Here is a 26,246-nt window from a genome sequence, read left to right as displayed (position 1 = left end):
TTTCAACCAATGCTTCAATCAGCAAGGCATCCATGTATAACAGCGCAATAGAAATTCTCAATCAGGTGTATGGCTATGAGCACTTTCGTGGTCAACAAGCCGACATTATTGAGCAATTAGTGAATGGCCACGATGCTTTGGTGTTAATGCCTACCGGTGGCGGTAAGTCTTTGTTTTATCAAATCCCTTCACTGTTGCGGCCAGGCACTGGCATTATCGTGTCGCCTTTGATTGCGTTGATGAAGGATCAGGTCGATGCCATGCAGCAATTGGGGGTGCATGCCGCGTTTCTCAATTCCACTTTATCAGTAAACGAGCAGCAATTGATCGAGCAACAATTGATCGATGGCCAGTTAGATTTACTCTACATTGCTCCCGAACGACTGGTTCAGGAGCGTACCCAGTCCTTGCTAAAGCGTTGTGAAGTCGCTTTATTTGCCATTGATGAGGCGCACTGTGTATCGCAATGGGGGCATGATTTTCGCGCGGATTATCTGTCGCTAAATATGTTGCATGAACTGTTTCCTAGTGTGCCGCGCATCGCCTTAACGGCAACAGCAGACCAGCGTACCCGTGAAGAAATTATTCAGCGTTTGGCGCTGGTGAATGCGCAGGCGTTTATCAGCGGCTTTGATCGTCCTAATATCCGATATGCCATCGCCAATAAAATAAACCCTCGTAAACAGTTGCTAGGTTTTTTACAAAATCGTCGAGAAGAGGCGGGTATTGTTTATTGCCTGTCGCGAAAAAAAGTGGAGGACACCGCCGCATGGTTAACGACGCAGGGCTATACCGCTTTGCCTTATCATGCAGGTTTGTCGCCGCAATTACGTGAAACGCATCAAAGCCGGTTTTTACGTGAAGAGGGCGTCATTATTGTTGCCACTATCGCTTTTGGTATGGGCATCGACAAGCCGGATGTGCGTTTTGTTGCGCATTTGGATTTACCCAAAAGTATCGAAGCATATTATCAGGAGACCGGTCGTGCCGGTCGCGATGGTCAGCCAGCGGAAGCGTGGATGATTTACGGTTTGCAGGATGTGGTGCGCTTGCAACAAATGCAGTCCGAAGGGGCGAACGAACAATTTAAACGCAGTGAACGACATAAGCTGGATGCGATGCTGGGTCTATGCGAGGTCACCAGCTGTCGGCGCAAAGTATTACTTAACTATTTTGCCGATGAGTCAGCCGAGCAATGTGGTAACTGCGACAACTGCCAAATCCCTCCACAAACCTGGGATGCGAGTGAAGCTGCACAAAAAGTGTTGTCCTGTGTGTATCGTACCGGCCAGCGTTTTGGCGTAGTTCACGTTATTGATGTGCTATTGGGAAAGGAAACCGAAAAGGTATTGCAGCATGAGCACCATCAGCTCAGCACCTTTGGAATTGGTATAGATAACAGCGAAGCGCAGTGGCGGTCAGTGATTCGGCAGTTGGTGGTGCGGGGTTTGCTACGCGTTGATGTTGAAGGCTATAGCGCATTGCAACTAACTGATGAGTGTCGCCCGGTGTTGCGTGGCGAGCAGTCGCTGCATCTACGGGTAGATGAGTTAAAACCTGCGGGTAAAAATTCACGCTCGTCAGGGCAAAAATCCCGCAGTAAAACGCCGGTGTTACCTGAGCAGGAAGTCTTGTGGGAGGCATTACGGGATTGCCGCAAGCGTTTGGCGGAAGAATTTGATGTGCCGCCCTATGTCATCTTTCATGATGCCACCTTGAAAGAAATGTTAGAGGTACAGCCGATGTCGCGGATGGATATGTTAACCATTACCGGTGTGGGTGAAAGTAAACTGGAAAAATATGGCGGTGAATTTATTGAAGTGATTTCCCGGCATGCGGAGTTAGCGTTGGAATGAGCGCTTTTGATGTCACTGACAAACCTGCAGATCAATTGCCCTTAGTCGTTGATCAGACTTTTGACTATGTCATCAAGAGGCAAAAACGTAAAACTATTGCGGTGCATGTGTTGCCCGATGGCACTGTTGAGGTTAGGGCGCCTAAATGGCTGCCAAAATATGAATTAGTTGATTTTGTAGAGCAGCGCGCTGACTGGATTGTTAATCAACGCCAACAAGTACTGGCTAAATCGGCAACAAAACCCCGCTTTCAGCATGGCCAATACCATCCGTTTTTAGGAGAGACTTTTCCGTTGTGGATAGAGCGGGCTGGGCGTAGCAGTGCTCAGTTTAAAGATGGAGTGCTGCTGATTAAGGTGCGCGAGCCGAGTGACAGTCAGCAAATTGAGCAAGCGTTACAGCAGTGGTATCGAAAGCAGGCCGAAGCTATTTTTGAGGAACGTATGTTTGCCTGCTTTGAATCCTTTCCTGATTGGTTTCAGGATAAGTTTCGAATACCTGAAATTACTATCCGTAAAATGCGCCGGCGCTGGGGCAGTTGTTCCAGTAAGGGTGAGGTGACATTGAATTTGTGGTTAATGAAGATGCCACTGGATTGTATTGACTACGTTATAGTTCACGAGCTATGTCACTTGCATGCTTTTCATCATGGCAAAGAATTTTATCGCCTGTTAGCCAGTATCCTGCCGGATTGGCGTGTGCGGGAAGCATTAATCGAGCAGCTGAGTTAACAATTCTTAATTCAGCTTATCCAGTATTGCCTTCAACTGCGGTAATACGTTTTGTAGTATCTGTGGCTGCGCGGCGGCTGTAGGGTGAATGCCATCGCCTTGCATTAGCCCCGGTGTTAAGGCGATGTCGGTTAGCAAAAATGGCACTAAAGGAATGTTAAAAAGTTGAGCCGTTTCGGCGTAGCTTGCGTAGAATTGTTGGGTATAGCGTGGACCGTAATTGGGCGGTATTTGCATGCCGGTCAATAAAACCGCAGCATTTGCCTGCTGCGAGAGTGTCACCAATTGCTGTAGAGATTGGCGAAAGTTGGTAATTGGGTAGCCGCGTAAGCCGTCATTGCCGCCTAATTCGATAATGACTACTGCCGGTTTGTGTTGCGTCAACAGCTGTGGCAAGCGACGTAAAGCACCACCCGTTGTTTCTCCGCTGATGCTGGCGTTGATCACTGGGTACTTGGTATCCGGGTAGTCGTGTTTTAACTGTTGATCTAACAAGTTGACCCAGCCCTGTTCACGCTGGATACCAAATGCCGCGCTGATACTGTCACCTAATACCATAATGGTATGTTGATTGTCCGCATGGACCAATGGATTGTTGCAGAGGATCAACAGTAATAGCATTAGCTGCCAGTTACTTTTTAGTTTTTTTAATAGAGACTTAGTGGGCATAAATATCAACACCGTTTTAGTTTGCCTATTTTGTCTATCGTAGTCGTTAATTTCAGGATCTTATTTGCATGATAACAGCCCAAGCCGTAGAAAAAAGTGTTGAGACCTCTGAAGGCTCTCTTTGTATCTTAAATGCCATTAATTGTCAGATAAATGCGGGTGAATCGGTGGCTATTGTGGGCTCTTCAGGGTCGGGTAAATCTACATTGTTGGGATTGTTGGCGGGATTGGATGTGCCCAGCAAAGGTTCAATTATTTTAGGCGGTACTGAAATTACTGCTTTGAATGAGGATCAGCGGGCGCAGGTGCGTGCGGACTTGGTCGGTTTTGTATTTCAATCATTTCAATTACTGCCCAGTCTAACGGCGCTGGAAAATGTCATGTTGCCTGCTGAGTTAAATGGTGTGGCTGGAGCTCGTCAGTTGGCAGAGAAGTATTTGCAAAGAGTGGGTCTCGATCACCGCTATCATCATTATCCTCGCCAGCTTTCCGGGGGTGAACAGCAGCGAGTAGCTATTGCTAGAGCCTTTGCCTCACAGCCAAAAATTTTATTTGCCGATGAGCCTACAGGCAATCTGGATACTACTACCGGTGCCCATGTCATCGACTTGCTGTTTGATCTAAACCGGGAAGAAGGTGCGACTCTGGTGCTGGTAACCCACGAGCAGCGATTGGCCGAACGCTGTCAGCGCAGTATCACGCTAGATGCAGGGGAAATTGTGGCTGATTCGTTGCAATCACCTGCAGTGCCACCGATTCAGACTGAGGCATAGCTATGTTTGGTCTACGTTTATTGTGGCGTGATTGGCGCGGTGGCGAGTTGGGAATACTGACAGCCGCCATCGTCATTGCTGTGGCTATCGTAACTGGTATTTCTTTATTTGCTGATCGCCTGCAACAGGGGTTAACCGCGCAGAGCAGTCATTTTCTAGCCGCTGACCGCGTGTTGCAAAGTGCTCATCCTATTGAGTCCGAGTGGTTGCAATATGCCAGCGAACTAAATTTACAGCAAGCCAGCGTGTTATCTTTTCAATCGGTTATCTATGCCAGTGAAACCGTTGATGCGCCGATGCAGTTAGCGTCTATCAAAGCGGTCAGTGATGCCTACCCGCTAAGAGGTGAGGTGGAGTTAAGTGAGCAGGCATTTACCACAGGTATTAAAAGCAAGGCGGCGCCAAAGTCGGGCGAGGTGTGGTTGGATCCACGGCTACTGCCATTGATGAATGTCGTTGTCGGCGATTATGTCTATGTTGGTGAGGCTAAGCTGTTGATCACCAAAGTAGTGGTGAGTGAGCCGGATCGTGGTGCTGAAATGTTTGGTTTTGGTCCGCGTCTGATGATGAATTTTTCTGACATTGAAGCAACTAATATTGTCCAGCCAGGTAGCCGAGTCAGTTATCGTTATTTGTTTGCCGGGGATAATGCGGCTTTAGAGCGATACGGTCGGTGGTTGCAGAAAAAAATGCAGCCTTCGCATAAATGGTTGGGTTTAAAGGATACGCAGCCACGTATTTCCCAGTCTTTGGAACGCGCAGAGCAGTTTTTGCTATTAGCGGGGTCGCTGGGTGTGGGGCTGGCGGGAATAGCCATCGCCCTTGCTGCGCGACGATACAGTGAACGCCATTACGATTATGTGGCAATGATGAAATCACTGGGTGCAACCAGCGCTAAAGTCTTGACTATCTACATTACCAATTTATTTGTATTAGGTGTTGTGGCCTTGTTTTTAGGTTGTGCCATGGGCTGGCTTATTCAGGAAATTTTTATTGGGGTGTTACAGGAATATTTGGCAGTTGCCGTTATTCCGGGCATTACCATTAAGCCTTTTGTGATTGGTTCGGTGACGGCTTTAGTGTGCTTATTGGCTTTTGCGGTGCCGCCGCTGGTAAGTTTACAAGGTATTTCGCCGTTAAGAGTACTGCGCCGCGACTTGGCTCATAACAGTTTGAGCAATACAGTCAGTTATATTATTGGTGTCATCGGTATTGCACTGCTGATGTTTTGGTATAGCGGTAATATCAAACTAACGGTAGCAGTATTGGGTGGTGTATTGCTGACCTTTTTGATTGTCGGTTTTTTCGCCTGGTATTTACTTCGCGGTACTACCAAAGTGGGAATGCAGGCGGGCAGTAGTTGGCGCCTGGCATTGGCGTCGATGCGCCGTCGAGGGTTGCAGAACGCAGCACAAGTGGTGATCTTTTCATTGGCGATTATGTTGCTGCTGATGTTGGGTTTGGTGCGGACCTCGTTAATTGAAGAGTGGCAGGTACAGTTGCCGGAAGGCACGCCTAACCATTTTCTGATCAATGTTGCCACTGACGAAGTTGACGCTTTAGCGCAATTGTTACAAGGGGAGTCTTTGGTTAGCGAGCCAATTTATCCGATGGTTCGGGGTAGAGTCATTAAAGTTAACGAGATTGATGTTAGTGAACAGATCGCGAATACGGATCCGAGTTTGGCTAACAGTATGGATAGAGAAATGAATTTGACTTGGTCTGATCAATTGCCCAGTGACAACGTTTTGTTGCAGGGACAGTGGTGGGGGCCAGGCAGTCAGGAGTCGCAAGTATCGATTGAGTCGCGGCTGGCTACTCGCTTGCAAGTCAGCTTGGGAGATCAGTTAACGTTTATGATTGGTTCGCAAACATTGGTAGTGACCATTAGCAGTATTCGTGCGCTGGATTGGGATACGATGAAACCCAATTTTTATATGGTATTTCCGTCGGGTTTGTTGGAGCAATACCCCGCGACGTATATGACAAGTTTTTATTTGCCTGAAGAGCAAAAGCGATTTTTAAATGAGTTTTTACGTCGATTTCCGACGATTAGTGTTATTGAGATGGATTCGGTGATTAAACAAATACGCACGATTATCAAACAGGTTAGTAGCGCCATTGAATTGGTGTTGGGCTTGATTGTAGTGAGTGGTTTATTGGTATTAATCGCGAGTGTGCAAGCGAGTCTGGATAGTCGCTTTCAGGAAAGTGCTATTTTACGAACACTGGGTGCCAAGCGCGGTTTGGTGTTAGGTAGTTTGGCCATTGAGTTTGCTGTGCTCGGTATGTTGGCTGGAATACTGGCTTCGTTTTCAGCAGAACTCTCCGTTTATGCCTTGCAAAAATTTGTATTGCGGATGGATTATATTGCCCATCCGTGGGTATGGTTGATTGGGCCAGTCATCGGAGCCATTTTGATTGGCTTGGCTGGTATGGTAACGTGCCGTAAAGTGGTCAACACGCCACCGATTCAAGTATTACGAGAATTATAAAAGCGGTATTGATTTTCAAAATAAAAGGATCTAATTCATATGTCACGCAATTCCTGGCTGTTCAGTGCCTGCAGTGTTATTTTTTGTTTGTTATTGATTTTGGTTTTATTGCCAGCAGATAGTCAGGATTTACCCCGAGTAAAACCAAAGGCATCTTATTCTGACCCGGAACTGCCTGACTTTGCTGTTTATCAATCGGTAAAAGAGAAAAAAACCGCGTTCTTTAATTTCGTGTTGCAGTTTGTGCGAGAAGAAAACCGTCGTATCGCGAAACTTCGAGAGGCGTTGCTTCGCTTGCAACAAAACAGTGAACAATTAACTCAAAAAGAGCGTATTTGGCTTAAGTCACTTGCCGAGTACTATCGGGTAAAAGTGGAAGCTAAAGCCATGACCAGGGTGATTGCTGAATTGACCCTTAGGGTCGATCAGATACCACCTTCATTGGCGCTGGCGCAAGCCGCAAATGAATCGGCTTGGGGTACCTCACGTTTTGCCATAGAGGGTAATAATCTTTTTGGTCAGTGGTGTTTTTCGAAAGGTTGTGGCCTTATTCCCGATGGCCGGATAAGCGGGGCTATGCATGAGGTGGCTAGTTTCGATAGTCCCAAGCAATCAGTTGAATCCTATATTAGAAATATCAATGCAGGTCGTGCCTATAAGGATTTACGGAGTATCAGAGCACAGTTAAGACAGGAGCAGCAGCCTATTTCGGGCTATGAATTAGCCGCCGGTTTAATGAGCTACTCCGAGCGTGGTGAAGACTATATTAAAGAGGTGCGGCGGATGATGAGAATAAATAAATTATCCAGGTTTGATATCGCTGAAGAGTTACCACCGCAAGGTGAAATGGAAAGTGCGCTGGTTTATTCAGCCGGCCACTGATCGTCTTCGCCCAACCGGAGCCAGGGATGGGAATACCAGTAATAGCGTGCTGGTTGATTGTTACTATTAAACAGAGCGGTGCAGTTATAGCGGGAACGCCCTACCGGTATATCCTTATTCGGGGTGATGCTGACGCGATTATTATTCATCCATTCAAGCTTAATAGGCCCTTGATTACTGGCAAAGCATTGCAACGCATCTTTGCGGGTAAAACTATCAGCCAATGTCAGTTGTAATTTCGGTTGGCGTTGGGTATTGCTGAGGAGATAGTCTTCACCAGTTGTCGCAATGACTGGCAGAGCTAATGTGTGTGCCTTTAAAGCAAAATCTTCCAGATCAGTATAGTGTCCCGAGAATGGAAAACGCGGTAGGTTCAGTGGGTCAGAGTGTTCGCCGACGGCGCCCGACTGCTGGCCGAAACCAATATACCCTAATGTTTTTACTAGTTGCCGCAGTGCCTGGTTATTTTCACCATAGGGGTATGCAAATAGAAAGTTCTCGGTACCGATCTCTTGTTTAATTCGCTTCTGTGCTTTTGTTATGTCATTGCTGACTCTTTGCTGCCACTGCGCGTCACTTTCATTGTCCTGGCGTTTTAGTAGGTGGCCGTGAGTGGCGCTGTGATTGCTAATGGTGGCACCATTAGCGGCCATTTCTCGTAGTTGTTGCCAGCTGGTTTGATGGTTGTAGGCGCTGTCAATGGAGTCGGTACTAGCAAAAATAGTAAAAGGCCAATTGTAACTTTTTAATAACGGGTAGGCGGTGTCGTAGACTGACTGGTAGCTGTCGTCAAAAGTGATCGCGATAACTTTGTCGGGTATGGCGATGTTTTTTTGTAATGCTGCAACGATATCTGCAAGTGGCCACACCTTAAAGCCCTGCGCTTTTAAATAGGCCAGCTGTTGTTTGAAGTGTTCAGGTTTTATGCTGGTGATAGCCGGGGTGTCTTCGGCAACATGGTGGTACAGCAAAACAACTGCATGACTGGGAGGCAGCTGAGTGTTGGCTTGGCTATGGATGGCGGCTAAGCAGATAAAAAGCGCTAGGCTGATAACTATCTTTTTTACTATCACTTTAATTAACTCGCATTTCCCGTCGCCGCTGGTGACGCTGCACTGCGGCTAAATACTGCTGCAGTTTCACCCGTTGTTGCGGGTTGTGGATAGTGAGCTTTCCTCCTGCCAGAATATGTGGGGTTGGTGTGCGGATGTGGTAGCTATTGCGTAAGTCCAGATCGCAATCGACATCGAAGCCACTGGGTAAGCGTATTATGCAGTTGGTGAAATGTTGGTTGGTTTTTAGAATGCCTTCTGCTTGCTGGCTTATGCTGAGCTTCAATCCCTCTGCCGAGAGATTGATGATGTGGACGTCTGGTATTGGTTCATTGTCATGGTAGATATCGAGCTCGAGCCCCTGTTCGCTTTCAACATAAATACGGTAAGCGCCACGGCTGTGGTTACGGCCAATTTCGGTTGGCAGTTCCAAGCGCCAACTGGGGCTACCATCGTGAAATTCCCGTGCCAGAATCCGGGTATAAAAATTGACAAGTTTGGTGCGGGATTGGCTGAAAATTTCGATGGTGTCACCGGCTTCGAGCTGGTCCAGATTTTCTGGAGGGTACAAGTCATCAATAATCAGCTCACCATTTTCAATATCAATAGTGACTATAAGGCTTTGATAAGTCTGGTCGGTTTTGGTTATGTTGACGTTAATCCAGTCGTGGTCAATGCGTAGCTGTTCCAGCTGCGCATAGCGGTCATCGGTTTCGCTTTTATCGGCGTCGTTATCGCTGAAGACACGATGGATTAATGATTTTAAAAATGACATAGCGCTAAGGGCTTAATTCTCTTGGCTTGGTTTTTTTGTCGGTGAATGCTTATAGCCAGTTTGTAGTTTCGATTGCCCATAGTATTTAATCGGCAACAAGGCTGCAATCTGTAATATGATGCGATTAAATAATTCGTGAAAATACGTGTGATTAGTAGTCAATACCATTCAGTGATACATATAAAGGAGTGACCATGACAGATACGCAGTCAGACATTGTAATGAATAGGGGCGCCAATGCGAATTTTGGCCCGGAAAGTTTCGCTTCGTTTGAGGAGGAGCGTTTGCATCGCAAACAGCGATTGACCGCCGCTTTTCGCTTGTTTGGTAAATTCGGTTTTGATGAGGGTTTGGCGGGGCATATCACTGTAAGAGATCCAGAGCATACTGATCATTTTTGGGTTAACCCGATGGGCGTTTCATTTAAGCAACTAAAAATGTCACAGTTGCTAAAAGTGAATCATGCTGGCGAGGTCGTTGAAGGGCAGGGTTTATTAAATGGCGCTGCATTTACCATTCATTCAAAAATACATGCAGCGAGACCCGATGTGAATGCAGCAGCCCATGCGCATTCCATTTATGGCAAGAGCTGGTCAAGTCTAGGGCGGTTGCTAGACCCTATTACACAGGATTCCTGTGCATTTTATCAGGACCATGTGGTGTTTGAGGATTTTACCGGGGTAGTGCTGGACTTGGGAGAGGGGGAGCGTATCGCTGCTGGTTTGGGTGATAACAAAGCCTGTATTTTGCAAAATCATGGGTTGTTAACAGCTGCAGATACTATCGAAGCAGCCGCTTGGTGGTTTATCACTATGGAGCGCAGTTGTCAGGCACAGTTATTGGCAGAGGCCGCTGGCACACCGAAATTAATTAATGCTGAAAGTGCGAAGCAAACTTACGATGTATTGGGAGGTAGCTTGGCCGGCTGGTTTAGTTTTCAGCCGCTTTATAGTGTGATTACTGCTGAACAACCCGATATGTTTGATTAGTCTTGAGTTTTATTGATGTCGGTTAATCACAATTTATACAGCGTTTTTGAGCAGCATTTTCCAGCGGATCGTAGTCGGCCATTTATTATCGCTGTCGATGGTAAGGCAGTAAGTTATGCTGCTATGGAGGCCAGCTCTGCGCAGTTGGCGAATAGCTTGGTGGCGTTAGGTTTGCAGCCGGGTCAGCGAGTTGCGGTGCAGTTGCAAAAATCAGCTGCGGCGTTGATGTTGTATTTGGCTTGTGTGCGAGCTGGCTTGGTCTACCTGCCGCTTAATACGGGTTATACCGCAACGGAGTTAGCGTATTTTTTTGAAGATGCCAGTCCCAGCCTTATCGTTGGTGATTTACCCTTAGTTCGCGATACATCAACGCAAAGCTTATTACAACAATTAGCTGGACAGTATCAATCCCGTTATGAATCCCTGGCTATTGATGGCAATGGCAGCTTGCAGCAGCGAGCCGCCGCTGAGCCGGATTGTTTTTCAACAGTGTTAAGTCGGGCTGATGATCTGGCCGCAATATTATACACATCGGGTACCACCGGTCGCCCCAAGGGGGCGATGCTAAGTCATCACAATTTAACCAGTAACGCACTGACGCTAAAGGATTGTTGGGGATGGACGAGCCGGGATGTATTGCTTCATGCCCTGCCGATATTTCATGTGCATGGTTTGTTTGTTGCCTGTCATTGTGTACTGGCGGCGGGTGCGGCAATGATTATGTTGCCAAAGTTTGATGTCGGTAAGGTGATTGAGCAGTTACCGCAAGCAACCGTGTTGATGGGCGTTCCTACTTTTTACACGCGCTTAGTGGATAGCCCTGCCTTTAGTGCGGAGTTGTGTAAGGATATGCGCTTATTTATTTCTGGTTCGGCGCCGTTGCTCGCACAAACCCACGCGCAGTTTGAGCAGTGTAGCGGCCATCGTATTCTAGAGCGCTATGGTATGTCAGAGACCGGCATGTTGATTTCCAATCCTTTAATTGGTGAGCGTCGCGCTGGCACGGTTGGATTGCCATTACCAGGTGTTGAGGTAAGAGTTGTCGATGACATTAATACGCCGATGCCAGTGGGGAGGTGGGTTCAATTCAGGTGAAAGGCGCTAATGTGTTTCAAGGGTATTGGCAGCTGCCGCAGAAAACCGCCGAGGAATTTACCGGCGATGGATTTTTTGTCACTGGCGATCAGGGTGTCATTAGTGAGGATGGTTATATTGCCATTGTTGGTCGCGCCAAAGATATGGTGATCAGTGGTGGTTACAATGTTTACCCTAAAGAAGTGGAGTTGGTATTGGATCAGCTGCCGGGTGTTATTGAATCTGCGGTAATTGGTGTGTCTGATAGTGACTTGGGTGAAGCCGTAGTCGCAGTGGTTGTTGCTGACGGTGACATTGATGAGCTGCAAATGATTGCTCAGGCTAAGCAGCAATTGGCAACTTATAAAGTACCTAAAAAAATTTATCAGCTTGCTGAGCTGCCTAGAAACACGATGGGTAAAGTACAAAAAAATATTTTGCGGCAACAGTATTCCGTTTAGTTTATTCTGTGTGAGGGGGCTTAGGCGACCGCTTGATCGCACTTATTTAAACGTTGTGCAGTAATCACTTCAGCAATATCTTCTGGTGTTTTCAGCCGTTTGATCTGTTCGAATAATACCGCGGCCATTGGATAGTGTTGCCGCAAATAACCCAGCCATTGTTTAACGCGATTACCGACATATTTAGGTTCGTATTCTTGTTCGGTCACTACGCAAAATTGTTGCAGCAGTACCAGCACGTCTGACCAGAGCATGCTTGCAGTGGTTTGTTGGCGCTGTTCACCACTGATTTGTCGTGCCAAATCCGGACGAGCTAATAATCCACGGCCTAACATGATGTCGTCACAGCCGCTTTGCTGTAGGCAGTTTTGCGCATCCTGTGGCGTCCATATTTCTCCATTTGCAATAATGGGTATCGGGCTATTCGTCTGGATATCGGCAATGGCGTCCCAATAGGCAGGGGGCTTATAGCCATCAGCTTTGGTGCGGGCATGGATGGTTAACTCATTGCTGCCGGCGGCAAAGATGGCTTGGGTGATGTCTGTTAACAGTGAGCGGTCTTCAAAGCCAAGGCGGATTTTTGCAGTAACGGGAATGTTATCAGGCACTGCAATGCGTACCGCGCTGACGATATCGAACAACCGTTGTGGTTCTTTTAGCAGTACCGAGCCGCCATCGCTGCGATTGACCTGTTTGGCGGGACAGCCGAAATTTATATCGATACCTGGAGCACCCAGTGCGGCAGCCTGCCGGGCATTGCTAGCCATAGCCTGGGGTTTTCCGCCGAGTAACTGGATATAAACCGGGGTGCCACTTGTTGTTCGTCCGCCATTGATTAGTTCCGGACAGTAGCGATAAAACACCCGCGGTGGCAGTTTGTGATCGGTGATGCGAACAAACTCGGTGATGCAGCGATCGATGCCGCCCACTCGGGTTAGCATGTCGCGCATGGTGTGATCAACGACCCCTTCCATCGGGGCTAAAAAAATTCGCATGGTTTGCTCATCGGTTTTTGCTGGCGGCATTATACCCGTGTCGTCAATGGCGGGAAGGTCGCTGCTGCCGATAAGTAAAAAAATTACAGAACTCCAAGCTGCTATGCAAGACTTTTGCTGTAGAAACAATAGTTGCTATGCGATTATTTTAGTCGTATGCGGGTGGCTGAATGTGTGTATAAACCCCTGAAAACAAAGGCTTTGTAGTTTTTTTACTTTTGCATAAGTGGGCCTTTTATTATTGCCTAAACGGTTCTTTACCTGTAAATTGACCCTCACTTTTATACTGTCGCCACCATCTACTTGGGCGCGGTTTGCTAGCACGTTGTTAGACGAGATCATCCAGTCAGACTTAATCAGTTCCGCAGGGGAGAAAACATGCAAAGTACTTTGATGCAGCAAGGTGTAGAGCTGATGCTGTTTGGCATGGGTACTGTTTTTGTATTTCTAGCCTTGCTGGTCGTGCTGACTGGCGTTATGTCCACGGTATTGCAGCGGTTCGTCAAGCCGGAGCCTGTTGTTGCGCAGCGGCCATCGGCTCAGGCTGGTAAGCAAAATAATGATCAGCTGGTGGCGGTAATTAGTGCTGCTATTCATCAGCACCGTTCAAAAGATAACAAATAATTCAGTACCGATTACATTTTTTAGATTTATCTATCCATTCCCACATATAGGTTTTGATCATGAGTGACAGCACTACAGCCACTAATTCTGATTCTGGTAAAAAACGTCCGCTAGGTATCACTGATGTGGTGCTGCGGGATGCGCACCAATCGTTGTTTGCTACTCGTATGCGTTTGGATGATATGTTGCCCATTGCAGAAAAGTTGGATCAAGTTGGTTTTTGGTCGTTGGAGTCCTGGGGCGGTGCGACTTTTGATGCGTGTATCCGTTATCTGGGTGAAGATCCTTGGGAACGCATTCGTGAATTAAAAAAGGCGATGCCTAATACGCCGCAGCAGATGTTATTCCGCGGCCAGAATATTTTGGGTTACCGCCACTATGCGGATGATGTAGTGGAGCGTTTTGTTGAGCGTGCAGCGGTCAATGGCGTCGATGTGTTTCGGGTATTTGATGCAATGAATGATCCGCGCAACCTGGAAACGGCGATTAAAGCAGTACGCAAAGTGGGTAAACATGCACAGGGTACGATTTCCTATACCTTAAGCCCGGTGCATAACATCGAGCTATGGGTACAATTGTCCAAGCAGATTGAAGCGATGGGAGCCGACTCTATAGCAATCAAGGATATGGCGGGTTTGTTAAAGCCTTATGTTGCCTTTGAATTGGTCAGCCGCTTGAAAAAGGAATTATCAATTCCTGTGCACATGCAGTGTCACGCGACAACTGGTCTTTCAACCGCCACGGCATTAAAAGCTATTGAGGCGGGCATTGATAATGTAGACACTTCGATTTCTTCAATGAGTATGACCTATGGTCATTCGCCCACTGAGTCGGTAGTGGCCATGCTGGAGGGCACAGATCGTGACACCGGTTTGGATATTAATTTGTTGGAAGAAATTGCCGCGTATTTCCGTGAAGTGCGGAAAAAATACGCCAAATTTGAAGGCGCATTGCGCGGTGTGGACTCGCGTATTTTGGTAGCGCAGGTACCGGGTGGCATGTTGACCAATATGGAAAGCCAGCTGAAAGACCAGGGGGCTGCTGACAAACTGGATGCGGTTTTAGCAGAAATCCCTAAAGTGCGTGAAGATTTAGGTTTTATTCCGTTGGTGACACCGACTTCGCAAATCGTTGGTACTCAAGCAGTAATGAATGTCATCTTTGGCGAGCGTTATAAGTCTATTTCAAAAGAAACAGCGGGTGTACTGAAAGGCGAGTATGGCGCGACGCCGGCACCGGTTTAACACTGAGTTACAGCAACGGGTGTTGGATGGTGCAGAAGTGATTACCTGCCGCCCAGCTGACTTGTTGACACCGGAAGTTGAACGATTAACCACAGAATTAAAGCGGGTCGCAGCGACAAAATCACTTTGGCGGCGGGTGAGAATGAAATTGATGATGTGCTGACTTACGCGTTGTTTCCTGAAATAGGTTTGAAGTTTTTACAAAACCGCAATAACCCTGAAGCCTTTGAGCCGGTACCAACAGGTGCCGAAGTGGTTGCCGCACCTGCGCCGGCTGCTGCGATCCATCGGTCTATACCGTATCGGTCTCCGGTCAGAGTTACGTTGTGCAAGTGGCTGAGGGTGGTGATATTTCCAACATCACTCCCGTTGCTGCTACAGCGTCTGCCCCGGCAGCAGCGCCTGCGGATGGTGCTGGCAAACCGATGATCGCGCCCTTGGCGGCAATATATTTAAGGTCAATGTCGCTGCCGGTGACTCGGTGCAGCAAGGCGATGTGATTATTATTTTAGAGGCCATGAAAATGGAAACGGAAGTTCGCGCGGCCCAGACGGGCGTGGTGGGCGCAATCAGTGTCAAAGAGGGGGACTCTGTCTCTGTCGGCGATATCTTATTAACCATCGCCTAAGCGGGAACTTGTAATGGATAGTTATTGTCGCTTTGGTATGACACCGGAATTTACCAGATAGTCCCCGGTCAGTTTGTGATGGTGGTGGTTGGGTTGCTGTTGCTTTATCTGGCGATCAACCGCAAGTTTGAGCCGTTGCTATTAGTTCCCATTGGTTTTGGCGGCATTCTGGCCAATATTCCGGGCGCGGGAATGGCTTTTTCAGCAGTGGAAAACGCCATCAATTCTGGTGATCCGGAAGTCTTGGCGGAGATCGCCAAAAGCCTGGGTGTTGCCAGCTGGGAGGCCGGCAAAGAGCTTTACCATGCTTATGAAACGTCAGCGGGTGCAGCCCATGTGGCGGCGGTGCAGGTTGCCGGTGACCATGGCTTTGGTAACGGCATGCTCTACAACTTTTATACCGTGGCGATTGCCAGCGGCGTTGCACCCCTCGTTATTTTTATGGGGCGTAGGGGCGATGACGGATTTTGGTCCTTTGCTGGCTAACCCTAAAACCCTATTTTTGGGAGCTGCTGCCCAGTTTGGTATTTTTGCGACTGTGCTTGGGGCGGTTGGCTTAACGTCAATAGGCTGGATGGATTTTAGTCTCGCGGATGCCGCGGCGATTGGTATTATCGGGTGGTGCTGACGGCCCTACGGCTATCTATGTGGCAAGTTTGTTAGCCCCGGATTTGTTAGGTGCAATTGCAGTGGCGGCCTATTCCTATATGGCGTTGGTGCCTTTTGATCCAGCCACCGATAATGAAAGCGTTGACCACCGAAGCCGAGCGCAAAATCGTGATGGTGCAGCTGCGACCGTCTCCAAAGTTGAAAAAATCTGTTTCCCATTAGTCTTGTTAATATTGGTGGCCTTGTTGTTGCCTTCAGCAGCACCCTTATTGGGAATGTTTTGTCTCGGAAATCTGATGCGTGAATGTGGTGTGGTTGATCGTTTAAGTGACACTGCGCAAAACGCATTAATTAATATCACCACTATTTTTCTCGGCTTGTCAGTGGGCTCCAAACTGAGTGCGGACAAGTTTTTGGATTTAAATACGCTGGGGATTTTATTACTGGGCGTGGTGGCGTTTTGTATTGGCACCGCCACCGGTGTGCTGATGGCTAAATTGATGAATCGGCTCTCATCCAGCCCGATTAATCCATTAATCGGTTCGGCGGGGGTGTCAGCGGTGCCGATGGCTGCGAGAGTGTCTAATAAAGTTGGTTTGGATGCAGATCCGCAAAATTTTCTGCTGATGCACGCAATGGGCCCCAATGTAGCGGGTGTTATCGGCTCTGCGGTAGCTGCCGGGGTGATGATTAGTCTGGTTGGAGGCTAGTGCTTGGAGTGTCTGGGATTTTCACGGTTGATAATTATACTAGTGGCCTGAAAGTCTTCTGTTAAGCTGCGATTATGTTGACGTCGGTCAGTAAACTGGCGTCGACGCTTATGGCTCAAGTCCAGTCTTGGGTTTCGGCGTTTTTCGCAGCCTTCTCTACGATCCTGGCCAGTGCGGCGATTAATGAAAAATCGATGTGTCATATTACTGTTATCTTGTTGATTTAAGATGGTTTGTTGTTATTTATAGCCGGTATTGCTTGTTGCTAGTGCTTAGAAAGTGAGCAGCAGGGTTCTTAATACTAGGCGATGTTTTGCTGATTTCCAGTAAGGTGTGAATTTGCCGCATTTTGGTATGGCTTGCAGGGTTCCACTCCCTTGGTATGGCCCATATAATGGTGCCCTAATTATAATGATAGAGGTGGTGGTTTGACCGCAGAGCATGTGACGGCGCGATTAACGTCGATGGCGCAGCAATTGGCAGGCACTGCCGCAGCCTTGCCAAGCAAGCAGATCCATAATGCTTTTTGCGCGGTTATTGGTATCTGGTTGCTAGTGGTTCTGGTCCAGCTAGCCACAGTACTTATCAGTTCCCCGGCCAATGAGGTATCGGTAGTTCCCGATAGTGGAAGTGTGGTCGTAGCACCCGTCGAAAAGAGTGTCGATGTTGCCAAACTGCAGGCGCTGGACTTGTTTGGTCAGGTGGGCAGTCTGATAGAGCCAGTAGTCAATTCCATGCCCAGTGACGAAGTTGAAATTGATGCGGCGGTGACCAAATTAAATTTAACTCTTGAGGGTATTGTGCATACCCCAGATGCAACCGGCTCGGTGGCAGTAATTGTCTATCAAGGTAAGCAGGATCAATATGCGGTGGGCGACAAGCTGCCAGTAGGTAATAAAGTGGTGCTGGCAAAAGTGCTATTGGATCATGTGATTCTCGATAATGTTGGCAGCTATGAGTCGCTCTGGTTGTACGCAGAAGAAAAATCTAATGGAAAGTCGACACCCAGTGTGGTCACTAGAATCAATAAAAGGCCGGGGGTTACCGACAAACGTAATGATACCAAAGCCACTGATCTAGCAGCTGATTATCGGGATCGCTTGTATAAGAACCCGAGTTCGCTGGCTGAAGTGTTAAGGATTTCTCCGGCGCAAAGAGACGGCCAAATGGTAGGTTATCGGGTTAGCCCCGGTCGTGATCGGCAACAGTTTTCCCGCTTGGGTTTTAAAACTAATGATATCGTGACATCGATCAATGGTATTGAGTTGAATGAGCCGTCGAAGGCGCTGGAAATTTATAAGTTAATGCGCACCGCAACGCAGGCATCTTTTGTTGTTGATCGTAATGGCGCCTCAGTTGAAGTGTTAGTGGCATTGGAAGAATAAGGTGTTGATTGCTGGCACGGTGTGGTCAGTATCAACATAAAATATAAGTACAGTATTTTGATCCCGTTGGTTCGGGGTTTATTATTTAATTGGGTATGGAGTTTATGGTTTTATTCAAGCAGTGGGTGGCGAATAGTCGTGTGCTCGCATTAGGCTTAGTTTTGGGTTTAGGTGTTTGCTTAACGGTTAATGCGCAGCCTGACAGTGATGATGGGCAAACCTGGACTGTTAATTTTAAAGAGACAGATATTCATGAGCTAATTCGCTTTGTTGCCAAAGCTACTCAGAAAACCATCATCATCGATTCGCAGGTTAAAGGTAAAGTGCAGGTTATTTCTGCTAAGCCGGTGAATAGCAAACAACTCTATGATTTGTTTTTATCAATTCTGGAAATACAGGGGTTTGCCGCTGTAGAGTCAGGTGAGGTGGTGCGTGTTATTCCAATGAAAGACGCACGAACCGCTCCGGTGCAAGTGGTTACGAATGATGTTGCGGCGAACAGCGAAATTATCACCCAGGTGATTCAGTTAGAGAATATTTCTGCAGCAAAATTAATTCCTGTGTTGCGACCATTGGCTCCGCAGCAAGCACACATGGCGGCTTATGCGCCCAGCAACGCCATTATTATTTCCGATACCGCAGCCAATATTGCCCGTATCAAACAAGTCATTAACAGTATCGATTTATCGGCTATTCAAAAAACCGATGTAGTCACCCTTGAGCATGCGGCGGCGGAAGAAGTGGTTCGCATGTTAGAGCAGCTGGCAAAAGATAGTGGTGGTAAAGCTCAGGCGGAGACCAAAAAACTAGTGTTGGTCGCGGATAAGCGGACTAATAGTGTGTTAGTGACCGGTGATGAATTAGAGCGGCAGCGAGTAAAAACGCTGATTGATTATCTGGATACTCCTCTTGCACAAAGTGGCAACGTCAAAGTCGTTTATTTGGAGTACGCCGAAGCCAAAGATTTATCTGAGGTGTTAAGTAAGGTGGTGCAGAATATCGAGCAGATGAATTCTCAGGATAAATCTGCCAATGCGGCTAAAAAGCATACGTCGACCATTGAGGCAGACGAGGGTACCAATTCCTTAATTATCACCGCTGAAGCCGACACCATGCAGTCGCTATTGTCGGTGGTTCAGCGTTTGGATATTCGTCGGGCGCAGGTGCTGGTTGAAGCGATTATTGTTGAAATGACAGATGATAATGGCCGTGATTTGGGTATTGAGTGGTTATTTATTAACGATAGCGGTGCATATGGTGGCTCTAATAATTCTGGGCTGGGTGGTGCTATCGCGGCTGCCGGTTTTGAAACCGATGATAATGGTGACCCTGTAGATACACGCGCTAGTATTGCTGGTGTGGTTGGTAGCGCCACAGGGCAAGTGTTAGGAATAGGGCGGTTAGCCGATGACCTAAGTTTTAATGTGGTTATTAACGCATTACAACAAAATACCGAAGCAAATATTTTATCCACGCCGTCATTAATGACGCTGGATAACGAGGAAGCCTCTATTGTCGTGGGTCAAAGTATTCCCTTTGTTACTGGCTCTTATACCGCTACGGGTACTAGCTCATCTAACCCGGATAATCCGTTTCAAACGGTAGAGCGTGAAAATGTCGGTATCACTCTCAAAGTAACGCCGCAAATTAATGAGGGTGATTCGCTGATATTGGCTATTTCACAAGAAGTTTCCAATGTGGTGGGGACCAGTGCCGTATTAAATAGCAATCCCATTACCAGTGAACGAAAAATTGATACCAAAATACTGGCAGATAACGGTCAAACTATTGTGCTGGGTGGTTTGATCGAGGATAACATCAGCGAGAGGGTGCAAAAAGTGCCTGTGTTAGGTGATATCCCGATCATTGGTTCTTTGTTCAGAAGTACCTCTACTACCCATGGGAAAAAACATTTACTCATTTTTCTTCGCCCAACTATCGTCCGCGATAAAAAACAAATGGATGATGTGACTGCGGGAAAATACCGATTGATTCGAGAAAAGCAGCTTGAAGAAATTGACGAGGGCGTGGATTTACTTGACGATAAAAACTTGCCTTTGTTACCCGAGTGGCAGCAGCAATTAGAAGCATTAGAGGTGATCAGAGAGGACGCTGCTCCCAATGCCGTTGAAGTGAATGTCAAAGATTCTAACAGTAGCTTGTGAGCTGAATAATGAGCGAAAGTACTGACAAAGCTATGGTGGAATTGGAAGCTGATCTGGCCCCGCCGCTAGACGTTAACCTTGATGCTATTGGTGAAGATGAGATAGGTGATGGCCCGCTAAAAAGGTTGCCGTTTACTTTCGCCCAGACTCACGGTGTGTTGCTGGAATACGAGCAGGATCAGCCGAAAATTTACTACCGTAGTGGTTTGCGCGTAGCCACACTGATTGAGTTGCGTCGGGTGCTCGATGTCGCGCTAACGACTGAAGAAATCAGTGACAAACTATTTCAGACGCGCTTAACCAAGGTCTACCAAAAAGATAATAATGAAGCGATACAAGTCGCAGAAGATATGGGTTCCGACTTTGATTTAAGTCGCCTGGCCGATGATATTCCCGATACTGCCGACTTGATGGATGCGGAGGATGACGCGCCGGTCATTCGTTTAATTAACGCAGTGTTGTCACAGGCCGTAAGAGAGCAGGCCTCGGATATTCATGTAGAAACCTTTGAAGATCGCCTGACTGTACGTTTTCGTATTGATGGTGTGTTAACTGAAGTGCTATCCCCCAAACGCTTGTTAGCACCGTTGCTGGTTTCGCGGTTAAAGGTGATGGCCAAGCTTGATATCGCCGAGAAAAGAGTGCCGCAGGATGGTCGTATCTCCATTCGATTGGCGGGGCATGCGGTGGATATCCGGGTATCCACTATTCCTTCTGCCCATGGCGAGCGCGTGGTACTGCGTTTGTTAGATAAACAAGCCGGGCAATTAGAGTTGCGCCAGCTGAAAATGAATGAGCAGGCCAATACCGCGTATAAAAAAGCGCTGTCTACTCCTCATGGGATTATTCTGGTGACCGGGCCAACGGGTTCCGGTAAAACAACCACGCTCTATGCCGGTCTTACAGAAATAAACGAGACCAGCAGAAATATATTAACCATTGAAGATCCGGTGGAATATTTATTACCCGGCATTGGTCAAACCCAGGTTAATGCCAAAGTAGAGATGACGTTTGCCCGTGGTTTGCGTGCTATTTTACGCCAGGATCCCGATGTGGTGATGGTGGGTGAAATCCGCGATACAGAAACCGCAGAAATTGCAGTACAGGCCAGTTTGACTGGTCACTTGGTACTTTCCACTTTGCACACCAATACCGCCGTCGGTGCTATTACCCGGTTGCAGGATATGGGTGTCGAGCCGTTTTTATTATCATCAAGCTTGATTGCGGTGATGGCGCAACGGTTGGTGCGGGTGCTGTGTCCACAGTGTAAAGAGAATCATGTTGCCAGTGAGGCTGAACGTTTATTGTTAGCGATTACTGATGACGCCAGTGAAGTGACTATCTGTCGTGCTGGCGGTTGCGATCAGTGTAATCACACGGGCTATAAAGGTCGTACCGGTATTTATGAAATGATCATGATAGATGATGCCTTGCGTTCCATGATTCATGAAGGCGCTAGCGAACAGCAGATGCTGGAACAAGCACGTAAAAAGTCCGGGGGCATTTTGGATGATGGTCGTCGTCGGGTGTTGGCAGGGGAGACCACAGTCGAAGAAGTGCTGCGGGTTACCGCAGCCTGATGCTGGAGTGTTAAACGATGTCAGCATTTAGTTACAAAGCACTCGATGCCAAGGGCAAAATGGTCAAAGGCTTGCTGGAAGGTGATTCAGAGCGGCAAGTGCGAAGTCAGTTGCGTTCGCGTCAGTTGAAACCGGTTTCAGTTACTGAGTCCAATGAAAAGTCGGCAAAAGCGAACGATAAAAATACGCCTTTTTACGCTAATTGGTTTAAGCCGCGCATCAGTCAATCGGATTTAGCCCTGGTCACCCGGCAGCTGGCGACGCTAGTACAATCCAATATGCCGCTGGATGAAGCCTTAACCGCGACTGCCCAGCAGGCGCGCAAACCCCGAATAAAAAGTTTGATTTTGCAGGTGCGAGCCCGTGTGCTGGAGGGGCATAGCTTGGCTTATGGCCTCGGTGATTTTCCGCTGGTGTTTAACGAGATGTATTGCTCAATGGTAAAAGCCGGTGAGCATGCAGGCTTTTTGGGTACGGTATTGGAACAGTTGGCCGATTATACCGAGAGCAGTCAATACACCCAGCAAAAATTGAAAGGCGCGATGATTTACCCGATTATTCTCGTAGTATTGTCGGTCGGGGTGATCGGCATTTTGATGGTGTTTGTGGTGCCGGATTTGGTGGGTATGTTTAAGCATACTAACCAGAAGTTACCCGTATTGACGCAAATGGTGATCGCCACCAGTGATTTTTTTACCGAAAAATGGTGGCTGGTTATTGTCTTTATGTTTGCCTTGGTGATCAGTGCGCAGCAATTCCTGAAGAGTCCTGCGCGACGTAAAGTGTGGCATGGCTTGTTATTAAAAATGCCGTTTATTTCCGGTCTTGTGACGTCGATGGATACCGCGAGGTTTGCCTCTACGCTGAGTATTTTAACTTCCAGTGGTGTGCCTCTGTTAGACGGCTTACGTATCGCTGGGCAGGTATTAAGTAATTTACGTCTGCGCGAGGCCAGTAAGTCGGTCGCAATTTCGGTCCAGGAGGGCGGTAGCTTGCACCGGGCGCTGGAGCAGGCGGAAGTATTTCCACCAATGATGGTGCACATGGTGGCAAGCGGTGAAGCCAGTGGAGAATTAGAAACCATGCTGACCCGTTCCGCGACCAATCAGCAACGTGAGTTGGAAATGACCTTGGGGAACTTAATGGCTATTTTGGAGCCATTAATGATTGTTGTGATGGCGGTGATAGTCTGTACCATTGTGTTTGCGATATTACTGCCGATTATTGAAATGAATAATTTAATTACCTAGTTGGAAAAATAAATGAAACTGCAGCTAAACAAAATACAGGGCATCAAACAGTCGGGTTTTAGTTTGATCGAGATTATGGTGGTGTTGGTTATTATCGGACTGTTGGTGAGTATTGTTGCTCCCAATGTATTGGATCGTGCCGATGAGGCGCGGGTGCAAAAAGTACAGGCCGATTTTGCGGCGATTGCTACTTCGCTAAAAATGTATCGTTTGGATAATTATAATTACCCGACCAGTGAGCAGGGCCTGGAGGCCTTGGTGGACAAGCCAACGATTGATCCTATTCCTGGTAACTGGAAAAAGAATGGCTACCTGGAAGATCTACCGTTGGATCCCTGGGGGCGTACTTATTTATATTTAAGCCCGTCAGAATTTGGTGAGGGTGAATACGATATTTATAGCCTGGGTGCTGATGGAGTCACTGGTGGTGAAGATCAAAACGCGGATATTGGCAGCTGGATGAAAGCTGGAGAAAAAGAGTAATTAGTGCGTAACCAGCTCGTGTTATCAAAGCAAACTTTTCGCGGTAAGCGCCGCGGCTTTAGTTTGGTCGAGTTGTTAGTAGTGCTGTTGATTATCGGTTTAGGATTTAGTTTGGTTAGCGTTAATGTTGGCAGCAGTGATGGCCAGCAGTTACAGGTTGAAGCCAGACAATTTGCTAACAATACCAGCTTGATCGCCGAAGAGGCGGTGCTTAGTAACCGGCAATGGGGCGTTGATATCTACCGGCAGCTTGAAGAGGGGATTGAACAGTTAGGTTATCGCTGGTTAATTCGCAATGATGATGGCGACTGGCAGTTAGCCGTGGATAGTCATCGACCGGTTGATTTTGTATTTTCCCCCTTTATTGGTTTGCGCATATCGTTGGAGGGGGCAGATCAACCTATTGAGATACCGAATAAACGTGATATTGAAACAATAAAGCCCATGCTGCAGGCCCAGCCTAAAGACGAAGAGAGGCCATCAGTCGTTGAGCAATTAGAGCAGGGCAATCAGCGTGAGCCTATTGAACCCGCGCTGTGGTTGCTGTCCAGTGGCGAAATGAGCGCCTTTTCGATGGAGCTGTATATTATCGATGACCCTGATAACAAGGTTACGGTAGTCGGTGATGAATTAGGTCGGATCGCGTTAAAGCTTCCCGGTGATAACGATGACGAGTAAGCGTTTGTTACTGACATCAATAACAGAGCGGTCGCAGCATCGCGGGCGTTTGTCGGCAAAGGGTTTTACGCTGGTAGAAGTGATGGTGGCGATGTTAATTGTAGCTGTGGCTATTTCATCGCTATTGTTTCAAATGATGAGCACCATCGATAACACCGCTTATTTGCGCGATAAAACCATTGCCCATTGGGTGGCGTTAAATCAACAGGAATTATTGTTTTTAGAGAATGAACATACCAACCGTATTCTGCGTACGGAGCGTAGTGGCAAAGAAGAGATGGCAGGAAGGGAATGGTTTTGGCGAGCCAAGCCGTTGGAAATTGTCACAGAAAATAATAATTTTCAACAAATAGAAATCACGGTAAGGGAAAAGGAAGAAGATACATCCAATGTTGTCAGCTTGCGGATAGTACTGGATCAGTACCACCGGCTGGGTGGCAACTGATGTCGCAACTTAAGTTGTTCAATGCGTCGCACGGCTTTACTTTAGTCGAAGTATTATTGGCGATGGTGATTACCTCGTTAATTGCCTTGTTGGCTTACAGTGGTTTAAGTACCTCCATTAATGCTGCCGAGGTACATGAAAAGCAAGCCCGGCAAATTGCAGAGATCCAGTTGCCGTTGACAGTGATTGAACGTGATATCAGGCATGCGGTCGCCCGTTCAATCAAGGATGAATACGGAGATACACAAGCGCCACTAAAAGGTGGGGCGTTTAATGATTATCCCTTGATACTAACTCGCAGTGGTTGGGATAATCCGCGGCAATTGCCACGCAGTGATTTGCAGCGGGTGCGTTATTATTTGCAGGGTGATGAGCTGTGGCGCGAAAGCTGGTCGGTGTTGGATCGCTTGTCGGAAGCAGATGGTCAGCAGCGGACATTATTACTGAAAAGTGTAGAGAATTTACAGCTGGCTTTTTTGGATTCCGGCTCCAGTTCATCACAAGTCAGCCCGATTGGTGGTGAGTGGGTCGACGAGTGGGATAACCCGAGTACCTTACCTCGCGCTATCGAAATTAAATTGGAGTTGGAAAATTTTGGCGAGGTGCGGCGTGTATATAGCATCCCCGCACCGTAAAGGTTCAGCGCCTCAGCGGCAACAAGGCGCCGCATTAATTTTAGCGCTGGTCATTGTGGTGATGGTGGTATTGATCGCCAGTAGTTTAAACAGTGATTTTTTAGTGACCTTTAAGCGCGTTGAAAATCAATTGCACGGCAAACAGGCCTTTGCCTATTTGCGGGGTGCTGAGGGTATCGCCAGGCAAGTATTGCAGGAGGACCATATTGCCAAGACGGGAAAAGATCATCGCAGTGAAGGTTGGTTGCAGCAACGGATTGAGTTTCCAATGGATCAAGGGGCAATTGCCGGCACCTTGTGTGATTTGCAGGGGCGGTTTAATCTGAATAATTTGCGTGGTGCTACTACCGGGTTTAGCCCGGATCAGCAAATATTTATTCGCTTGCTGCAGACCTTGGAATTAGAAAATCCGTTGGATGAATTTCAGGCCAAAGAGTTAACGCAGGCGGTGACGGACTGGATTGATCCGGATGATATTAGTATCAATAGCGGAGCTGAGAATAGCGATTATGCCGATTTAGAAGTCCCGATGCGGCCGGGCAATCAGGATTTACATCGGGTATCTGAGCTGCGCTGGGTGAAGGGTATCAATGCGGACATATTCAAGGCGTTGGCCCCCTTGGTGGTTGCACTCCCTGCCGGTGTTTCGTTAAATATTAATACTGCCGATCCACAGTTGTTGCGTGCCATTAATGTGGATGGCGATTTGCAGCCTTTATCAGAGGGCGATGCAGAAAGTATTAAGAGTGACCGTGATGGCGATGTGTCGGTAGAGTTAGCCGCGCAGCAAGCCGGTGGTTTTGATGATGTGGAAAAGTTTGTAGATGCCCATCCCGCTACCGCCTTGCCGGGTATTGACCTGGCAGTTGAAAGTAGTTTTTTTCTGTTGAAAACAGAAACCATTTTTCTGGATAGAGAAGCACGATTGTATAGTGTGCTGCATCGTAATAAAGATGGTGACATAAAAACTATTGCCAGAGCGCGGAGTGGTTTAGGTGAGTGTGAAGCGGAATAGTGATAGATACGTTGTGATTGTATTAATTGATAACAAGAGTTGG

At 47.5% G+C, this 26,246-nt stretch carries 25 protein-coding genes and 1 pseudogene; 22 read left to right on the top strand and 4 right to left on the bottom strand.

Features of this window, described 5'->3' with window-relative positions:
- The first annotated feature begins 32 nt into the window (after positions 1-32).
- Together recQ and UNITIG_RS05725 are read left to right on the top strand one after the other, a co-directional pair.
- The gene (gene recQ / locus UNITIG_RS05730) at positions 33-1,856 is read left to right on the top strand and encodes a DNA helicase RecQ (protein WP_101759202.1); all 1,824 of its coding nucleotides are present in this window, start codon (positions 33-35) and stop codon (positions 1,854-1,856) included.
- Entirely contained in the window at positions 1,853-2,587 is a 735-nt protein-coding gene (locus tag UNITIG_RS05725; RefSeq protein WP_101757525.1) for a M48 family metallopeptidase, read from the top strand. The genes recQ and UNITIG_RS05725 overlap by 4 nt, the downstream gene beginning before the upstream one ends.
- A gap of 6 nt (positions 2,588-2,593) precedes the next feature.
- On the opposite strand, the gene UNITIG_RS05720 is transcribed toward UNITIG_RS05725, so the two are convergent.
- Positions 2,594-3,256: an arylesterase gene (locus UNITIG_RS05720; protein ID WP_101759201.1), complete on the bottom strand. Its 663-nt coding sequence runs from the start codon at positions 3,254-3,256 to the stop codon at positions 2,594-2,596.
- 68 nt (positions 3,257-3,324) lie between these two features.
- Between UNITIG_RS05720 and UNITIG_RS05715 the strand changes: the two genes are divergently transcribed.
- The 3 genes from UNITIG_RS05715 to UNITIG_RS05705 are packed head-to-tail and all read left to right on the top strand — an operon-like array spanning position 3,325 to position 7,406.
- Positions 3,325-4,029, top strand: coding sequence for an ABC transporter ATP-binding protein (locus tag UNITIG_RS05715; RefSeq protein WP_101757524.1), 705 nt, complete (start codon positions 3,325-3,327; stop codon positions 4,027-4,029).
- A gap of 2 nt (positions 4,030-4,031) precedes the next feature.
- Positions 4,032-6,524 carry an ABC transporter permease gene (locus tag UNITIG_RS05710; protein ID WP_101757523.1) on the top strand — a complete coding sequence of 831 codons (2,493 nt, stop codon included), beginning with the start codon at positions 4,032-4,034 and terminating at the stop codon, positions 6,522-6,524.
- 39 nt (positions 6,525-6,563) lie between these two features.
- A complete protein-coding gene (locus UNITIG_RS05705; protein ID WP_101757522.1) occupies positions 6,564-7,406 on the top strand; it encodes a glucosaminidase domain-containing protein in 843 nt (280 codons plus the stop codon).
- On the opposite strand, the gene UNITIG_RS05700 is transcribed toward UNITIG_RS05705, so the two are convergent.
- Entirely contained in the window at positions 7,388-8,377 is a 990-nt protein-coding gene (locus tag UNITIG_RS05700) for a polysaccharide deacetylase family protein (RefSeq protein ID WP_159931100.1), read from the bottom strand. The two genes, UNITIG_RS05705 and UNITIG_RS05700, sit on opposite strands and share 19 nt — an antisense overlap.
- 103 nt (positions 8,378-8,480) lie before the next feature.
- The gene (locus UNITIG_RS05695) at positions 8,481-9,233 is read right to left on the bottom strand and encodes a flagellar brake protein (RefSeq protein ID WP_101757520.1); all 753 of its coding nucleotides are present in this window, start codon (positions 9,231-9,233) and stop codon (positions 8,481-8,483) included.
- Positions 9,234-9,427: 194 nt separating this feature from the next.
- Between UNITIG_RS05695 and UNITIG_RS05690 the strand changes: the two genes are divergently transcribed.
- The 3 genes from UNITIG_RS05690 to UNITIG_RS24105 are packed head-to-tail and all read left to right on the top strand — an operon-like array spanning position 9,428 to position 11,757.
- Positions 9,428-10,222 carry a class II aldolase/adducin family protein gene (locus tag UNITIG_RS05690; protein WP_101757519.1) on the top strand — a complete coding sequence of 265 codons (795 nt, stop codon included), beginning with the start codon at positions 9,428-9,430 and terminating at the stop codon, positions 10,220-10,222.
- 15 nt (positions 10,223-10,237) lie between these two features.
- Positions 10,238-11,317, top strand: coding sequence for an AMP-binding protein (locus UNITIG_RS05685; protein WP_235015287.1), 1,080 nt, complete (start codon positions 10,238-10,240; stop codon positions 11,315-11,317).
- Positions 11,314-11,757: an AMP-binding protein gene (locus UNITIG_RS24105; protein WP_235015286.1), complete on the top strand. Its 444-nt coding sequence runs from the start codon at positions 11,314-11,316 to the stop codon at positions 11,755-11,757. Before UNITIG_RS05685 ends, UNITIG_RS24105 begins: the two co-directional genes overlap by 4 nt.
- A 20-nt stretch (positions 11,758-11,777) precedes the next feature.
- Here the strand turns inward: UNITIG_RS24105 and UNITIG_RS05680 are convergent, their stop codons facing one another.
- Complete coding sequence (locus UNITIG_RS05680; protein ID WP_101759200.1) at positions 11,778-12,752, bottom strand: tRNA-dihydrouridine synthase; 975 nt, start codon at positions 12,750-12,752, stop codon at positions 11,778-11,780.
- A gap of 378 nt (positions 12,753-13,130) precedes the next feature.
- On the opposite strand from UNITIG_RS05680, the gene UNITIG_RS05670 reads away from it, so the two are divergent.
- From UNITIG_RS05670 to gspK, 14 genes and pseudogenes are all read left to right on the top strand, one after another.
- Positions 13,131-13,376, top strand: a complete 246-nt coding sequence (locus UNITIG_RS05670; RefSeq protein ID WP_200821206.1) for an OadG family protein — start codon at positions 13,131-13,133, stop codon at positions 13,374-13,376.
- A 59-nt stretch (positions 13,377-13,435) separates the two neighbouring features.
- A pseudogene (gene oadA / locus UNITIG_RS05665) lies at positions 13,436-15,248 on the top strand (sodium-extruding oxaloacetate decarboxylase subunit alpha).
- A gap of 24 nt (positions 15,249-15,272) precedes the next feature.
- Positions 15,273-15,734 (top strand): sodium ion-translocating decarboxylase subunit beta, encoded by a 462-nt coding sequence (locus UNITIG_RS24100; protein WP_235015285.1) that lies wholly within the window; start codon positions 15,273-15,275, stop codon positions 15,732-15,734.
- On the top strand, positions 15,706-15,876 hold the full coding sequence (locus tag UNITIG_RS24095) for a sodium ion-translocating decarboxylase subunit beta (protein ID WP_235015284.1): 171 nt from the start codon (positions 15,706-15,708) through the stop codon (positions 15,874-15,876). The genes UNITIG_RS24100 and UNITIG_RS24095 overlap by 29 nt, the downstream gene beginning before the upstream one ends.
- On the top strand, positions 15,842-16,567 hold the full coding sequence (locus UNITIG_RS24090) for a sodium ion-translocating decarboxylase subunit beta (RefSeq protein ID WP_235015283.1): 726 nt from the start codon (positions 15,842-15,844) through the stop codon (positions 16,565-16,567). The genes UNITIG_RS24095 and UNITIG_RS24090 overlap by 35 nt, the downstream gene beginning before the upstream one ends.
- 428 nt (positions 16,568-16,995) lie before the next feature.
- Positions 16,996-17,952 carry a type II secretion system protein GspC gene (gene gspC, locus UNITIG_RS05655; RefSeq protein WP_145999101.1) on the top strand — a complete coding sequence of 319 codons (957 nt, stop codon included), beginning with the start codon at positions 16,996-16,998 and terminating at the stop codon, positions 17,950-17,952.
- Between the two features lie 104 nt (positions 17,953-18,056).
- Positions 18,057-20,117 (top strand): type II secretion system secretin GspD, encoded by a 2,061-nt coding sequence (gene gspD / locus UNITIG_RS05650; protein ID WP_235015282.1) that lies wholly within the window; start codon positions 18,057-18,059, stop codon positions 20,115-20,117.
- Positions 20,118-20,125: 8 nt separating this feature from the next.
- Positions 20,126-21,697: a type II secretion system ATPase GspE gene (gene gspE / locus UNITIG_RS05645; RefSeq protein ID WP_235015281.1), complete on the top strand. Its 1,572-nt coding sequence runs from the start codon at positions 20,126-20,128 to the stop codon at positions 21,695-21,697.
- Positions 21,698-21,714: 17 nt separating this feature from the next.
- Entirely contained in the window at positions 21,715-22,947 is a 1,233-nt protein-coding gene (gene gspF / locus UNITIG_RS05640; protein WP_101757515.1) for a type II secretion system inner membrane protein GspF, read from the top strand.
- 12 nt (positions 22,948-22,959) lie between these two features.
- Complete coding sequence (gene gspG / locus UNITIG_RS05635; RefSeq protein ID WP_101757514.1) at positions 22,960-23,430, top strand: type II secretion system major pseudopilin GspG; 471 nt, start codon at positions 22,960-22,962, stop codon at positions 23,428-23,430.
- A 3-nt stretch (positions 23,431-23,433) separates the two neighbouring features.
- Complete coding sequence (locus tag UNITIG_RS05630; RefSeq protein ID WP_101757513.1) at positions 23,434-24,108, top strand: prepilin-type N-terminal cleavage/methylation domain-containing protein; 675 nt, start codon at positions 23,434-23,436, stop codon at positions 24,106-24,108.
- Complete coding sequence (gene gspI / locus UNITIG_RS05625; protein ID WP_101757512.1) at positions 24,098-24,553, top strand: type II secretion system minor pseudopilin GspI; 456 nt, start codon at positions 24,098-24,100, stop codon at positions 24,551-24,553. Before UNITIG_RS05630 ends, gspI begins: the two co-directional genes overlap by 11 nt.
- Positions 24,553-25,188 (top strand): type II secretion system minor pseudopilin GspJ, encoded by a 636-nt coding sequence (gene gspJ, locus UNITIG_RS05620; RefSeq protein WP_101757511.1) that lies wholly within the window; start codon positions 24,553-24,555, stop codon positions 25,186-25,188. Before gspI ends, gspJ begins: the two co-directional genes overlap by 1 nt.
- Complete coding sequence (gene gspK / locus UNITIG_RS05615; protein ID WP_101757510.1) at positions 25,163-26,203, top strand: type II secretion system minor pseudopilin GspK; 1,041 nt, start codon at positions 25,163-25,165, stop codon at positions 26,201-26,203. The genes gspJ and gspK overlap by 26 nt, the downstream gene beginning before the upstream one ends.
- Positions 26,204-26,246: the final 43 nt, after the last annotated feature.

It is taken from the genome of Oceanicoccus sp. KOV_DT_Chl, assembly GCF_900120175.1.
Lineage (GTDB): Bacteria > Pseudomonadota > Gammaproteobacteria > Pseudomonadales > Dasaniaceae > Oceanicoccus.
Note: the sequence above shows the minus strand (reverse complement) of the source record. Positions and strands in the feature narration are given on the sequence as shown.

Bases quoted from the DNA above. Each gene is read 5' to 3' on its own strand.
- UNITIG_RS24095 (WP_235015284.1), top strand. From the start codon at position 15,706: ATGACGGATTTTGGTCCTTTGCTGGCTAACCCTAAAACCCTATTTTTG.
- gspF (WP_101757515.1), top strand. From the start codon at position 21,715: ATGTCAGCATTTAGTTACAAAGCACTCGATGCCAAGGGCAAAATGGTC.
- gspG (WP_101757514.1), top strand. From the start codon at position 22,960: ATGAAACTGCAGCTAAACAAAATACAGGGCATCAAACAGTCGGGTTTT.
- UNITIG_RS05680 (WP_101759200.1), bottom strand. From the start codon at position 12,752: ATGCGAATTTTTTTAGCCCCGATGGAAGGGGTCGTTGATCACACCATG.
- UNITIG_RS05710 (WP_101757523.1), top strand. From the start codon at position 4,032: ATGTTTGGTCTACGTTTATTGTGGCGTGATTGGCGCGGTGGCGAGTTG.
- gspI (WP_101757512.1), top strand. From the start codon at position 24,098: ATGACGAGTAAGCGTTTGTTACTGACATCAATAACAGAGCGGTCGCAG.
- gspJ (WP_101757511.1), top strand. From the start codon at position 24,553: ATGTCGCAACTTAAGTTGTTCAATGCGTCGCACGGCTTTACTTTAGTC.
- UNITIG_RS05695 (WP_101757520.1), bottom strand. From the start codon at position 9,233: ATGTCATTTTTAAAATCATTAATCCATCGTGTCTTCAGCGATAACGAC.
- UNITIG_RS05705 (WP_101757522.1), top strand. From the start codon at position 6,564: ATGTCACGCAATTCCTGGCTGTTCAGTGCCTGCAGTGTTATTTTTTGT.
- UNITIG_RS05720 (WP_101759201.1), bottom strand. From the start codon at position 3,256: ATGCCCACTAAGTCTCTATTAAAAAAACTAAAAAGTAACTGGCAGCTA.
- UNITIG_RS05690 (WP_101757519.1), top strand. From the start codon at position 9,428: ATGACAGATACGCAGTCAGACATTGTAATGAATAGGGGCGCCAATGCG.
- UNITIG_RS05670 (WP_200821206.1), top strand. From the start codon at position 13,131: ATGCAAAGTACTTTGATGCAGCAAGGTGTAGAGCTGATGCTGTTTGGC.
- UNITIG_RS05725 (WP_101757525.1), top strand. From the start codon at position 1,853: ATGAGCGCTTTTGATGTCACTGACAAACCTGCAGATCAATTGCCCTTA.
- recQ (WP_101759202.1), top strand. From the start codon at position 33: ATGTATAACAGCGCAATAGAAATTCTCAATCAGGTGTATGGCTATGAG.
- gspE (WP_235015281.1), top strand. From the start codon at position 20,126: ATGAGCGAAAGTACTGACAAAGCTATGGTGGAATTGGAAGCTGATCTG.
- gspD (WP_235015282.1), top strand. From the start codon at position 18,057: ATGGTTTTATTCAAGCAGTGGGTGGCGAATAGTCGTGTGCTCGCATTA.
- UNITIG_RS05715 (WP_101757524.1), top strand. From the start codon at position 3,325: ATGATAACAGCCCAAGCCGTAGAAAAAAGTGTTGAGACCTCTGAAGGC.
- UNITIG_RS24090 (WP_235015283.1), top strand. From the start codon at position 15,842: ATGCCGCGGCGATTGGTATTATCGGGTGGTGCTGACGGCCCTACGGCT.
- UNITIG_RS05685 (WP_235015287.1), top strand. From the start codon at position 10,238: ATGTCGGTTAATCACAATTTATACAGCGTTTTTGAGCAGCATTTTCCA.